The sequence below is a fragment of the Pseudomonas sp. nanlin1 genome, from assembly GCF_045571515.1.
Lineage (GTDB): Bacteria > Pseudomonadota > Gammaproteobacteria > Pseudomonadales > Pseudomonadaceae > Aquipseudomonas.
The window spans coordinates 1,278,765-1,291,167 of sequence record NZ_CP124218.1 but is presented as its reverse complement, the minus strand read 5'-3'; the positions used below and the strand labels follow the sequence as shown (position 1 = coordinate 1,291,167).

General features: G+C 57.2%; 10 protein-coding genes and 1 pseudogene. 6 read left to right on the top strand and 5 right to left on the bottom strand.

Going from position 1 to position 12,403, the window contains the following annotated elements; all coding sequences use genetic code 11:
- The first annotated feature begins 188 nt into the window (after window positions 1-188).
- From QCL65_RS05975 to QCL65_RS05950, 6 genes and pseudogenes are all read left to right on the top strand, one after another.
- Window positions 189-2,975, top strand: coding sequence for a DUF2339 domain-containing protein (locus QCL65_RS05975; protein WP_407315371.1), 2,787 nt, complete (start codon window positions 189-191; stop codon window positions 2,973-2,975).
- Window positions 2,972-4,339 (top strand): annotated as a pseudogene (locus QCL65_RS05970) (DUF3999 domain-containing protein); the annotation flags it as partial. The gene QCL65_RS05975 and the pseudogene QCL65_RS05970, both read left to right, overlap by 4 nt.
- 652 nt (window positions 4,340-4,991) lie before the next feature.
- Window positions 4,992-5,792 (top strand): hypothetical protein, encoded by an 801-nt coding sequence (locus QCL65_RS05965; RefSeq protein WP_407315370.1) that lies wholly within the window; start codon window positions 4,992-4,994, stop codon window positions 5,790-5,792.
- Window positions 5,793-5,884: 92 nt separating this feature from the next.
- Window positions 5,885-6,619: a hypothetical protein gene (locus QCL65_RS05960; protein WP_407315369.1), complete on the top strand. Its 735-nt coding sequence runs from the start codon at window positions 5,885-5,887 to the stop codon at window positions 6,617-6,619.
- A complete protein-coding gene (locus QCL65_RS05955) occupies window positions 6,616-7,017 on the top strand; it encodes a hypothetical protein (RefSeq protein WP_407315368.1) in 402 nt (133 codons plus the stop codon). The genes QCL65_RS05960 and QCL65_RS05955 overlap by 4 nt, the downstream gene beginning before the upstream one ends.
- A complete protein-coding gene (locus tag QCL65_RS05950) occupies window positions 7,017-7,493 on the top strand; it encodes a hypothetical protein (protein ID WP_407315367.1) in 477 nt (158 codons plus the stop codon). Before QCL65_RS05955 ends, QCL65_RS05950 begins: the two co-directional genes overlap by 1 nt.
- A gap of 571 nt (window positions 7,494-8,064) precedes the next feature.
- On the opposite strand, the gene QCL65_RS05945 is transcribed toward QCL65_RS05950, so the two are convergent.
- The 5 genes from QCL65_RS05945 to QCL65_RS05925 form a co-directional block, all read right to left on the bottom strand.
- Complete coding sequence (locus QCL65_RS05945) at window positions 8,065-9,045, bottom strand: hypothetical protein (RefSeq protein ID WP_407315366.1); 981 nt, start codon at window positions 9,043-9,045, stop codon at window positions 8,065-8,067.
- Window positions 9,046-9,190: 145 nt separating this feature from the next.
- Entirely contained in the window at window positions 9,191-9,661 is a 471-nt protein-coding gene (locus tag QCL65_RS05940) for a DUF192 domain-containing protein (protein ID WP_407315365.1), read from the bottom strand.
- Window positions 9,662-9,667: 6 nt separating this feature from the next.
- Window positions 9,668-10,060 carry a hypothetical protein gene (locus QCL65_RS05935; RefSeq protein WP_407315364.1) on the bottom strand — a complete coding sequence of 131 codons (393 nt, stop codon included), beginning with the start codon at window positions 10,058-10,060 and terminating at the stop codon, window positions 9,668-9,670.
- 53 nt (window positions 10,061-10,113) lie between these two features.
- Entirely contained in the window at window positions 10,114-10,638 is a 525-nt protein-coding gene (locus tag QCL65_RS05930; protein ID WP_407315363.1) for a hypothetical protein, read from the bottom strand.
- Window positions 10,639-10,794: 156 nt separating this feature from the next.
- Window positions 10,795-12,333, bottom strand: coding sequence for a DUF2300 domain-containing protein (locus tag QCL65_RS05925; RefSeq protein ID WP_407315362.1), 1,539 nt, complete (start codon window positions 12,331-12,333; stop codon window positions 10,795-10,797).
- Window positions 12,334-12,403 lie beyond the last annotated feature (70 nt).

Here is a 12,403-nt window from a genome sequence, read left to right as displayed (position 1 = left end):
TGTGTACTATTTTTTAAGCGCCAGAAACACTTTAATTTATTGAAAATAAGTGCAGGTTTCGAACTTAAGGATTACTCATAACATTCAGGCGACCACTGGCAGATTCGTTGCCCGTCTCCCCCCTGCACTGACGCGCAATAGTGAGCAATCACTGCGTCTTTGTTCCTGACCGAAAAGGATGTTGTTGAGTGTTATATCTTGTTGTGGAAATAGGTCTGGGGATAGCCGAGTTTCTCAATGATAACCCGGCCTATATCTGGGTCATTGGCGCGCCTTTGCTATTGTTCGCCTTCGGCGTTTGGCTCAATCGGCGTGTAACAACCCTGCGCCTGGAGTCGGCACGACAAAGCCAACAGTTGGCGCAAGCGCAGCAGCAGATAGAGCGTCTGTTAGCGCGTATCTTGCTGCTGGAGTCGACGCCGACACAGGCAACGGGCTCAACAGCGCCAACTGCCGCGTCCGTACCGCTTGCTGACCCTACGTCCATTGCCCAGCCCTGGAACGACTCGGTAAAGCCTGCAGCGTCGCCTGGTACCAGCCAGCCGAGCGCCCGCCGTGCTACGTCAAAGCCCGCCATGCCGAAGGTCGTAAGCGCCGCGTTGCAAGCGGCGCAGAACTGGCTATTGGGCGGTAACACTGTGCTTCGCATGGGGGCGGTGGTGCTCTTTATGGGCCTGGCCTTTTTATTGCGCTACGCCACCGAAGGCGTCGTGGTCCCGATTGAAGCCCGCTACGCGGGGGTTGCTGGCAGCGCAATCGCATTACTCGGGCTGGGCTGGTGGTTGCGCCGCCGCAACCCAACCTTCGCGCTGATGATGCAAGGCACCGGCGTCGGCGTGCTGTACCTGACAGTGAGTGGCGCCATTCGCGTACACGAGTTGCTGGACCCGACGTTGGGCTTTGCACTGTTGATTGGCGTGATGCTGTTCTCCGCCATGCTCGCCATTACCCAGAACTCGCTGGCGCTGGCGTGTGCGGCAACCCTGGGCGGTTTTGCCGCGCCGATTCTGTCCTCCACGGGCCAGGGCAGTCATGTCACGCTGTTCAGCTACTTTGCTCTGCTCAATGTCGGGGTGTTTGCCATCGCCTGGTTCAAGACCTGGCGTCTGCTGAACCTGATAGGTTTTTTTGCCACGTTCGGGGTTGGCATGGCATGGGGATTGCGCTCGTACACACCGGATCTGTTCTGGAGCGTTGAACCGTTTCTGATTCTGTTCTTTCTGATGTATCTGGCCATCGGCCTTCTATTTGCCCGACGCAAACTCCAGGAGCTCAGCGACGCCCCCACGGACACCAGCCGCGAAGCGATGCTGCAATGGTCCCGCCGTCAGGGTGATTACGTTGACGGCACACTACTGTTTGGCACCCCGCTGGTGGGCTTCGGTTTGCAATATGCACTGACCGCCGATCGCGAATTCGCCTCGGCGTTCAGCGCCCTGGCGTTGGGCGTGCTTTACATGGGCATCGCCCGCCTGCTTTCTGGCCGGGCACCGGGGCGTGCCTTGCTGCTGGTAGAAACCTGCCTGGCACTCGGCATTGTGTTTGCCACCTTCGCTATCGCGCTGGGGCTGGACGCGAAATGGACCACCAACGCCTGGGCCATCGAAGGCGCAGCGATTTTCTGGCTGGGCATGCGCCAGCAACGACTGCTGGCGCGCGGCTTCGGTGTGTTATTGCAAATAGCTGCCGGTGTGGCATTTGTCGGAGAGATGACTACCTGGTATTTCCCCTCGACAACAGGGGGAGATTTCTGGACGCCAATGGTCATTGCCCTAGCCGGCTTGTTCAGCGCGCTGCAGGTCCACCGCATCAAAACTCTGCGATACATAAACGAAAAAGCACTGTGCGCGATGTTGCTCGGCTGGGGCGGTGCCTGGTGGGGGGTGTCATTACTTATCGCGCACATGCATCTGTTGCCTCACGCCCTGCTGGCATCGTCGTTACTGCTGTCGCTGGCGATCAGCGTGGGTCTGTGGACATGGCTGGCGACACATTGGCGCTGGCCTGGGCTGGCCGCGCTATGCCTGGCGCTGATACCGGCTGGCGGGGGCCTGCTGCTAGTTTGCATGGCCGACTACCGCCACCTGTTCGCCAACTGGGCGTGGGTGGGCTGGACCGCACTGCTGATCGTGCACATATTCTCATTGCGTCGCCTGGCTGACTTACTGCCCAGCCGGATGCTGGCGGCAGCCCACATGCTGGGGGTCTGGCTATACATCGTGCTATTGAGCATCGAGCTGGCCTACGGCGCAGACATTCTGGTCAACTCCAATGCCATTTACAGTGCGTGGAATTCTCTAGCAGGCTCACTGATACCCAGCTTTTATCTGATTTCCATGGCCGCGAACCGACCCTGGCCTTGGCCGGTTGCCGGGTACCCGAAGGTCTATCGCATTTGGGCGGCCGTACCTGTTGTCCTGTGGTTGCTCGGATGGTTCTGGTTGATGAACTACTACAGCCACGGCGACGCCGACCCTCTGCCCTATGTGCCAGTGCTCAACCCTCTGGAACTGGGCCTGTTATTCGCGCTGATGGGTATCGTCAACTGGATCCGCAATAACCTGCCGCAACTCGGCCTTGGGGCTCGGCAAGCCGAGCGGCTGGCGATCATCGTGGGTGGCGCCTCGTTGTTCGCCCTGATCACCGGCATGGTGTTGCGCAGCCCCATTGATCCTTCGCTCCTGCAGGCGGCGCTTTCCATCGTCTGGACCCTGACCGCACTGGCTTTGATGATCGGCGGCCATCTTCGCAGGCAGCGTGGCGTATGGATTACCGGGGCTGTGCTGATCGGGGTGGTGGTCGCCAAGCTGTTCCTGGTCGAGCTGAGCGACCGGGGCGGCATGGCGCGGGTCATCTCCTTCGTTGGAGTCGGCATCCTGCTATTGGTGGTGGGTTACTTCGCCCCTCTCCCGCCCAAAAAAACCCCGACACAAAAAGTTGATTCACTGACCGGCAAGCCGGATCCATCGCTATGAGGAGCACACTTTTGCGTGGTATGCAGCTGTTCCGGTTAGCCCTGTGTGGCGTTGCATTGCTTGGCTCTACACTGGCCAGCGCTGATGAAAACCTGGCGGATTTCGCCAGCCAGACACCCTTGCAACTTAACGGTGACGGCCCCTGGTACCGCCTTGAACTGCCCATGAATGTGCAGCTCAATTCGCGCCAGCGGGAGCTTGCCGATTTGCGCATTTTCAACGCCCAGGGCCAGGCTCAAGCGTATGCCATCACCGACACGGCGGTTCAGGCGCAGCCGGCGCCAACGCCGACGCACGTGAAGTGGTTCCCTCTTTACAACAGTGCCAACGAACTCGACAGATCGCCCAGGATCAAGGTTGAGCGCAGCGCCAGCGGCACGCTGGTGGAGGTTGCGCCGCAGGATGGCGCTGGCACCGATGAGCAAGTCTTGCGCGGCTGGTTGCTGGACATGAGCACCATCAAGCGGCCTGTGGAAAAACTGATTCTCGACTGGGATAGCGCTCAAGACGGCTTTCAGCGTTTCAGCATCGAAGCCAGCGACGATTTACAGAACTGGAGCTCATGGGGCGTGAGCCAGGTGGCGCGGCTGTCATTCGACGATCAAACGGTTGAACAGCGCGACGTCACCCTGCCCGGTCGCACCGCACGCTATCTGCGGCTGCTATGGAGCTCGACCACCCACGCGCCGATGCTGACGTCAGCGCAAATTATGACAGTCGCCAATGACGCCCCCGCGTTGCCGCTTGCCTGGTCGCAGCCAGTGGTCGGGAGCCTTGAAAAGCCAGGCAGCTACATCTGGCAATTGCCGACCGGCCTGCCTGTCGAGCGCGTGCAAGTGGACATGGCTCAGACCAACAGCATCGCCCCCGGCCGCGTGTACGGCCGAACGGACAGCAAGGCACCCTGGCAAGCGATCGGCCATGGTCTGCTTTACCGGCTGACGCAAGACGGTAAGGAGTTAGTCCAGAATGAAGTCGATACCCACGGCACCATCGTGCGCCAGGTGAAACTTGAACTCGATGAGCGCGGTGGCGGATTAGGCGCTTCAGCGCCAACTTTGCGCTTCGCATTGCGCGCGCCTCAGGTGGTCTTCCTCGCCCGTGGCGACGGCCCGTTTACCCTAGCCATTGGTAACCCTGCAGCAAAACCGGCCAACCTGCCCCTTGCCACGCTGATCCCCGACTACAGCGCGCAGAAGATGAGCAGCCTGGGCACCGCCGTGGCCGAAAACACCCAGATCAAGCTGATCCCGATGTCGCCGGACAACGTATCAGGTCTGAACTGGAAACGTCTCGGGCTGTTGTCGGTGCTGGCGCTGGGTGTGCTTTTACTGGGCTGGATGGCGTTGAGTACGCTGCGTGCCGTGCCGTCAAAGCCGAGCGCGAACGCAGGAAGCGACAAACCTGCAGAACCGCCCCTAGTCTTCAGCAAAGGGCCCGCCGGCGAATGGGAGTGGCAAGCACTAGAGGGGTTCTATCGAGCGCGTTTTGAGGGCGCGCGTGTCGGCCAATGCGTTCACCTCGACGTCGATGGCAAACCAGAAACATCGGTTTTCGTCTGGTCAGAAATGAATCATGAAACCGAGGCCCCGTGCTGTGTATGGAAACTCGATGCAACTTCAGCGTTTGCCGAGGTCAAGGTGGGCCAACACACCTATGGCTCTATATTCCTCGCTTTGGCCAAGGCCACAGAGGCTGTGGAAAGTGTATCTATCATTTATGAACCTGGCATAAGAAACAGGGTACTGGAGCGCTATGGGCCGTAATTCTCGACCGACCTGCCTATAAAACTAATGCAATGCTTTGCTCGTGACCTTAAGTATTACTGGCAAACGAATTCAACCGATTAAACATTGCGAATGCCGTTAATCAGGGTTCTGAACTTCCTGACAGCTTCGTTTTGCCTGTTGTTGCATAACGCTGGCAATCCGGGTGTAGCAGAACTTTCCCAACCTTTGTGGTGTTTCGTTTTTATGCAGTGGTCGCCGAGCGGCCAAGCACTGAGGAGTCATCACTATGGCACCGTTGGACATTATAAAATCTTCCCTTGGCCTGTTATGGAAAAATGCCGGGCGCATCGCGGTTTTATGCCTGCCGTTGCTGGCATTGGAAATGTACGTAAAAAATATTATCAGAAGCCAATTCGGGGTCGGCAGCCCATGGGTCTGGGATGCTCTGGTCAACCCGGTATTTACCCCGTTCTACGCGGCGGTGGTGATCCTCACGTTCGAAGCACGCAGCCGGGGTGATCGATTAACCCAAGCCGAGGTACTGTCCATAGCCCTGCGGCGCTGGCCTCATCTGGCGGTCCTTGCAGTGCTTGCCGAGTTGCTTTACTTACTCCGCGACCTTCCGTTCATGGGAAAAGAGCAATGGCAACAGCTCATGTTTCAGACCGCCGACTACGTGCCTGCACAACTCTGGGAAACCGTTGAATTTCTAACCTTCCCTTTCGTACTCTGGCTCACCATCAAGCTGATACTCAGCCAGTGCCTGGTGATGTTAAGAGGCCGTAACAGCTTGGGCGCCATACGTGAAAGTTTTCGCATGAGCAAAGGGGAAGGCTGGTACATTCTGGGTTGTTTCTTGTGGATATACATTCCGTATGTGCTGATCACCCACAGTATCGCGTTTGTGGCGCCCGACCTATACATAAGTTTTATGCAAGACATTCTGGTTGCCCCGGAGCATGGCGTTACAGCCAGTATGATCATCTTATGGAGCCAGGCCTTTATCTGGAAAATTCTGCTGACGGCCGTGTCATTTCGCCTGTTTACTGACATTGCGGGCACTCAAACAAGAATGCCTTATCGGTAGCCTGAAATAACCGCTGGATGGCCCGTTCTCGGAGCGATATCCGCCGTGCTGGGGCTAATTTTTCACCTTTTTATAAAATGGACGACAGCTCGATGCATAAACTTGCCGTTTTGCTACTGCTATGTTTCCCCCTGTTTGCCTCAGCCGATTGCACTGATGACATCCAGCATTGGGCAAAAACGCTGCGTCCAGATTTGCAGCTAGATGCCGAACATGCGGTGTGCAAAATCAACCCCGGCGACACCAGCCAGATTCTAGCCGCTCTGCCCTTTGCCGAGAATGTTGCGCAGGATGGCCAGGGCGACTACGGCTTAGGGGTAGTAGTCGCAAGCGCTACTACCGGCAAAATTATTGCCAGGCACTATCAAGCGGGAGCGATCAGTTCAGACGCCATCTATTTTTACGGGCTGGAGTTGGATACTGCCCGCTATCAGTTGTCACCCAAGCTGCGAGCGTTTGGGGTGCGGGTGAACTATGGGGGCTCATCGCGCCCCAACCCGTTCGAAAGTAAGGTTCTTAACCTGTACGCCGCGCTGCAAGGCGATCAATTACGCCCGCTGATGAGCGGGCTGGAAGTCAGCAGAAGCACCGGGGAATGGGACACTCGGTGCGCGGGCGAGTTTACCGATACACAACGCACAATCTCCATCTCGGACCAAAGCAATAAAGGTCTGGCGGCCTTGAGGGTGGAGCAGACAGTCATCGACACGCAAAACCGCCCCAAGGGCCAAGAGTGCGAAAGAATAGCGGCCAAGCCAGTGGTTACCGGCTTTACGCTGGAATATGACGGTAACCAGTATCCCGTGCCAAAAGAGGCTGACAGATGAAAAAAAGCCTTGGTCTATTCCTCCCCAGCGCCCTTCTCCTTGCCGTGAACTTTCACGCTAATGCCGGAGCCTACGATATTGCGCTCGGCTATTCCGACTTCGGGTATGCCGAGCGGTGTGATGACGAAAGTGCAAAGTTGACCACGCTTGAAGATATCGCCTGTTCAAGCGAGAGCCTTCGAGCGCAGGACAACAAAATGTTGTCGCTGGTCGAGGATGTAAGGGCAGAAACCAAAGGCGTCGATGGTGAGACGGGTAAGGCGCTGGACCCCATGGGCGCTCAGCAGAAAGAATGGCGTGATGCCTTGGCCCACGCCTGCAACGATGCCGCCTGCCTCTCAGTGGCTTACGCGGCGCGCATCGCGGCTATCCACAAAGAATGGTCGCAGGCACTATGATGAATAAGCTGACTCACTGGCGCCCCCGCGCAACCACCCTGGTGGCCATTTCGATTATTGCCATGGCGACGCTGCAAAGCCCGGCGCCCCTTGCCGCCGCGTCTCAGTCGCCAGCGGCAGGCGTGGCGGCCTGTCCGGCTCAGGATTTCGATGGATTTCTGAAGCGCTTCGCTAACGACATTGAGCTACAGAAGGCCTTTGTCAGCTCACCATTGCAGAGCGAGTACATCGATCCTGAAGCACAACCGGAACCTCGCCCTGTCTCTGAGCTACTGGAGAAGTCCCAACTGAAGTTTCCGCTGATGCCCAGTGATCAGCAGCAGCGCGATCAAGGGTTGACGCTTGCGAAGCGGCTCAAGGGGCCGGATCAGGCCGTGATCAAACTGACCAAAGCCGACACGGGTTATCAACTCTCATTGTTCTTCAAGCGGGAGGCCTGCTGGATGCTGTACCGCATTCAGGATGATTCACTCTAATCGAACAATGTCGGGCGGGCCTAGGGACACTGGTGCATATCACACTGCCCAGGAGTTCATGAGCGTCATGGCACATAGCACATCCGTACTATTGCGTGATGCAGTCGTTGAAATTTAACCTGACATTCATAAACAAACGAACCGTTTTCGTTCGTTCCGCGGCGGATTAATGCATATATTGACTGTGGAGTTAACTACCGGCTACACATGACGTCAACATTGACGAAATGGCCGACCGTATGAATTCAGTTAAACGCATGCGACTCATTTCTCAATAGATGGCAGGCTCTGATGACCATACCTTATCTCCCACTTCAGGCATGGAACAAGCACTGGAAGCTCAGGGGCGAGTCGGTACACTGCCAGCATTGTGGTCATTCACAACACCTGACCGACCCTCACCCCTTCAAACACGCGCCACACTGCCCTTATTCTTCATTGCTTTATCAATCACCCGGGCGAGAGTTAGGTCAGATTATTGAGCAAAAGATAAGAGCAGGGTTGTTCTGAATAATCCTCCTGCCTTTGATTCTCATGCAGTTGCGGGGTCTATGTGCCTATCGGCGTGTTCTCAGGGCAGCGTCCAAGGGCTTGCTCTCACGCCCGGGCTCGCCTCTTGGGGTTTGTCTGTCCAGGTCAGGAGTTTTGCCAGGGTTCCGTAGGGCGCAGCAAAGCGCTGGCAAGACGCCTCATCGGTCACGTCAGAGAGCCTGGCTGACTGGGTTGCGCCCATACGCAGAGCCTTCAACCATTCTTTGGCACGCCGTCTGTCCTGATCAGCCAAGGCAAACCGACTCTGGTTCAGTTGGGCACTTGCAGTGCGAACAATGGTGTCAGCGTCAGCCTGGTCCAACACCCGGCACAACTGGCCAATCATGACCAACCGCTCGAGCCTTACGGTGTTCATGGCCACGCCCTGCCAGTTTTTCCAGGCCAGCAAGCGCGGAATATCCGCTGGCATGGCTCCTCCTGACGCGAGTGTACTTTGTATGTATCTCATTTCAGGGTCTGTTGCGTGCCAGGCGAACCACTCGCTTTCGGTGCGGGGCAGCCATTTATCCCATTGGGTAAATAACCGCTCATCCTCAGCGCTGTCGCCGCCCACAGGCGTGCATACGAAGGTGCCCGGTTGCGACGGACGGCACTTCCAGGAGGTTTCTCTGAGCGCCCGCTCACTGACGACACTGACTACCCGGGCGGTATTCGGGTCTTTGCCGACAATGCCCAGCAATAGCCGTGGAGGCTTTGCATTATCAGTCTGGTTGCCTGATTTATATTCACAGACAGTCGTAATCGGCGATAACTTCGCGTCAGCGGGCGCACAAGGCGCCTCGTCCAGATCGCCGACATTGAACCATAGCTGCATGAAGTCGCGCATTTCGGGCGATGTCCACGCAAGGTTCTTTGGGCGCAAATCCTCAAGCGCTTGCATGGCATCAATGGGCTGGTCTACGGGTGACAACGCCATAGCCGGAGCCAGCGCGCCGCTCAGCCACAGCGTCAGTACAGCGAGCGTTCTGCGTCTTGCAATACCGGGTATGCCCGCAAACATTGTCGATCTCCTACCGTTATCGCGCAAAGAGCGCTGCGCCTGAGCGTTAAGGCGAAAAGTGAAAGTGTCTGAAGCATTAGCGGTGGATGACTTTTCATTGAAAGACCTATGACTAACGGTTGCAAAAGACCGCACGTCATCTGCGCTAACGCTTGGCTCGGCACTGTATGTTTTCAAGCCTTGAACCCAGCGCAATGCCCTTTCGCTCTAACTGCCCCTGCATAACCTCCAGGGCATATTTGGCAGGCTGCTCAGACAGGTGATAGTCAGCAGAGTCCGGCTGCATATCCTCCATCTTGAATACCTTGCCATCCTCACCGAGGTAAGCGATGGACAAAGGCACCCACGTGTTGCGCATCCAAAATGAAAGCGTTCCTGCTGACTCGTAGGCAAACAGCATGCCGGGCCCCACATCGTCCAGATAGGACAGCCCTTTGGATTGCTGCGCCCAGGTACGCGCGACCGGTACGTCCAGGAGTTCGATGTTTCCTGTGAATGTGAGGTCGCATACTTCGGTGACTTCAGCGCCAGCGGCCAGGGGCATGTTTAGAACCCCTGCCAGCAGCAACCCCGTCACACCCTTGAGCGCTAGGCTTTTCACTGCGTTGGCAATCATCGAAGGTCACGGCTTCGGCAGATATAAGATCTGGACCGGCGTGTCGTATTTTATGTAAGACCCTGAAGGTGCCACGTTCGGTTTCAGCCCCGGATACCACGCTCTGAACTGTGTGTCCGACAGCCATTCGAGTTGCAACTGTTGAACTGTCAATCCGGGCGCTCTCACGGTGAAGCCGGTAAAGGACTTCACCGCCGAATGGCAGTCTTCCCCTACGCCCGTAGCAAGGATGTTGATCTCCAGTTGCTCGCCCCACGTGATGGATCCGTTTTCAGGACAGCTGCGAACCTGGGCGTGATATTTGCCATTGGGTGAAGGAACGTCGTAAACGATTTTGTCGGGCCCGCAGGCAGCCAGCAAAACAGACGATGCGAGTAAAATCACGGTAGCCTTGTTCACGGCGCGTCTCTAGGTTCAATCAAGCGTGATAGTTAGGGCTTTCTGTACCGTGGTTACTTAGCCAGCTGACACACAAAGCAGTCTTTCGTCAGTTCACCACTCCCAAAAAAACCGTCCATGGAACCACAGTTTTCCACCTCGTAATCCACTACGGTATCTTGCGCGTCAGCGATGATTTTGACGGAGCAATATTCCGACCAGGTATTCTGTCGGTATTGATCGGTAATTTGCAGGTACCCGGCGCTGCGGTCATGGGTAGACCCCATGTATTTATTTTCCGAAAACGTACCCTTGTACCGGTTCCATAGATAGATAGTGTTCTCCGGGTTTTGACGATCAGGTTCTACAGATTTCGGCCGGCCCATCAGCGGGGCAAGTTTGGCGATGGCCTCATTGATATCTTTACCCTTGGCATCTTTTACACTACTGAGTTCCTGACTTGGAATCGAAGTACATCCCACCAAGGCCGACAACAAAATAGCGACCCGCGCATGCTTGAGTGCTGCGTATTTGGCCGCGCCAGACGGAGCAAAGCCGCTCGCCAACGGCTCAGCCATTTCATTGTGCAAACGAGTCATACGTTGTCTCAGTCAAGTTTTAGGGTAGGCGGCGCGGCGCTACGCAAGTTTTAAATAGCCTCGAAAAATGATAGCCAACTCATTAAAGCTTTTCGATAGTACAGGTGTACTATCAGCTTGCTTGTTGTGACAACAAGCCGTTATCAGAACAGGTTGTTATTCGAGCAAAAGACGCCGGGCGAGGCCTTCGATATACGCTTCATCCTGGCCGTTTGGATGCGCCTCGAACGCCAGGTGCAGGTACTCGTGTGTCAGGTCAAGGCGGTCCTGAAGCGACAGCACGCCGCGTACGTAGATCCGCTTGCGTTCGCGATCAACATGGGGATTTCCAAAGGCCACACGGCATACGGCAAATGCGCTGACTTCGTTATAGCCAACTTCCGCCTCGAGCCGTTGACGCCAGACCCGGCGCTGTTTTTGCAGCCACTCCTGCGCGGCGGGCAATGCGCTACAGGACGCGACCGGATTGTCCCAGCGGCCGAGACTCGCGTGTGGATAGGCGTGGGACAGGATAGTGTCGTAGCGCTGACCTGCATTGGCTTGCTCCACCGCTTGCTGCCAGGACAATTTATCGGCCCCCGGTTGCTTCGCGTGGTAGGTCACATTGGTGCCAACCAAGATCAGGTCGCTGGTCCACGCGGCTATACCGCGTGATTCGGCACTCGCTGGGCGCGGTGCGACTCGCTGTCGGTTACTGCTGTCGTCGATGCTCAGGCATTCCCCCGTGCGGCCGGCGTTTTGCAGCAGATAAGTGCGAATCGCCACGGCCAGCGCCTTGGCCGCTTCGGCAGGTTCTGCCTGAGCTTCACGTTGCAATACGCGGGCGACGTACTCTTCGCGGTCGAGCCGGGCGACGAGCTGGTCCTTCACCAGAAACAGTTCGCCGTCGCTGTGGATATCCAGTTGATTGCCATTCAAAAACTCCACGCGATAGTCCCCCAGCAAGGGACCTGGCTCAACCGCGCGGCCCGCCTTGAGCACGTGACCTATGGGGTAGCGTGAAAACAGGTCGACCTCCACGCAAAGTCCCGGCTCGGCGGGCCAGCCTGCGGGCAGTACCGATGCCAGGGCCTCGCTGTAATTGCGCAAGACTGTCTGGCTGGTGCCGCGGCCCTGCGCCCAGAGGGGTGTGCCATCCACGCTCCAGCCGGCAAAGCCGCCCTCACGTTGGGTAGCCGTTTGGTCGGCGAACCAGCTCCAGGTTTTGATCCGCAGAACACCACCCAGCGCGCCAATGACGTTGCTGTCCCCCGCGCCTAGCACTACATCCAGCAGCACCTGGCGTGCTTGATCCTGTGCCGCGAGCGTGCCAAGGGTTTCCAGCAATTGCGCCACGGGGACGTGGGTCTGCGGCTGCAGTGTGGCAGTGCTGAGCAACCATTGCGGTGCGTTGCGCGCCTGCCAATAGGCCCGCCAGTCAGGCTCGGCAATGCCGAGTCGCTGAGGCTCGAAATACAAGCCACAGGACTTCACCAACGCTTGGTCGCGGCCAATGCTGCCACCGGCCGTGCAGCAATAGACCTCTTCGTGGGACTGCCCTCGACACTCGTAGGCGGCTTCGGTGGCGCCGGTGTCGACCAGCCAGGCGTAGACGAACAACTTCCACAGACTGCCCAGTGGAGCCTGTAAATCCGCAGGCAGCGGAGCACGCGAAACAAGCCCGCTACGGTTGAGGGACAACAGCTCTCCCTTCATCGCGACCAGAACCTGATCCTCCTGCGCTGAGGCCAGCGCAGGGAGTAAAAACAGGAGCAGCCAGAGCCCG

What these genes read in the sequence shown, in the direction of transcription:
- QCL65_RS05940 (WP_407315365.1), bottom strand. Translation starts at nt 9,661, where the DNA reads ATGATTGCCAACGCAGTGAAAAGCCTAGCGCTCAAGGGTGTGACGGGG.
- QCL65_RS05950 (WP_407315367.1), top strand. Translation starts at nt 7,017, where the DNA reads ATGAATAAGCTGACTCACTGGCGCCCCCGCGCAACCACCCTGGTGGCC.
- QCL65_RS05965 (WP_407315370.1), top strand. Translation starts at nt 4,992, where the DNA reads ATGGCACCGTTGGACATTATAAAATCTTCCCTTGGCCTGTTATGGAAA.
- QCL65_RS05955 (WP_407315368.1), top strand. Translation starts at nt 6,616, where the DNA reads ATGAAAAAAAGCCTTGGTCTATTCCTCCCCAGCGCCCTTCTCCTTGCC.
- QCL65_RS05930 (WP_407315363.1), bottom strand. Translation starts at nt 10,638, where the DNA reads ATGACTCGTTTGCACAATGAAATGGCTGAGCCGTTGGCGAGCGGCTTT.
- QCL65_RS05945 (WP_407315366.1), bottom strand. Translation starts at nt 9,045, where the DNA reads ATGTTTGCGGGCATACCCGGTATTGCAAGACGCAGAACGCTCGCTGTA.
- QCL65_RS05960 (WP_407315369.1), top strand. Translation starts at nt 5,885, where the DNA reads ATGCATAAACTTGCCGTTTTGCTACTGCTATGTTTCCCCCTGTTTGCC.
- QCL65_RS05925 (WP_407315362.1), bottom strand. Translation starts at nt 12,333, where the DNA reads ATGAAGGGAGAGCTGTTGTCCCTCAACCGTAGCGGGCTTGTTTCGCGT.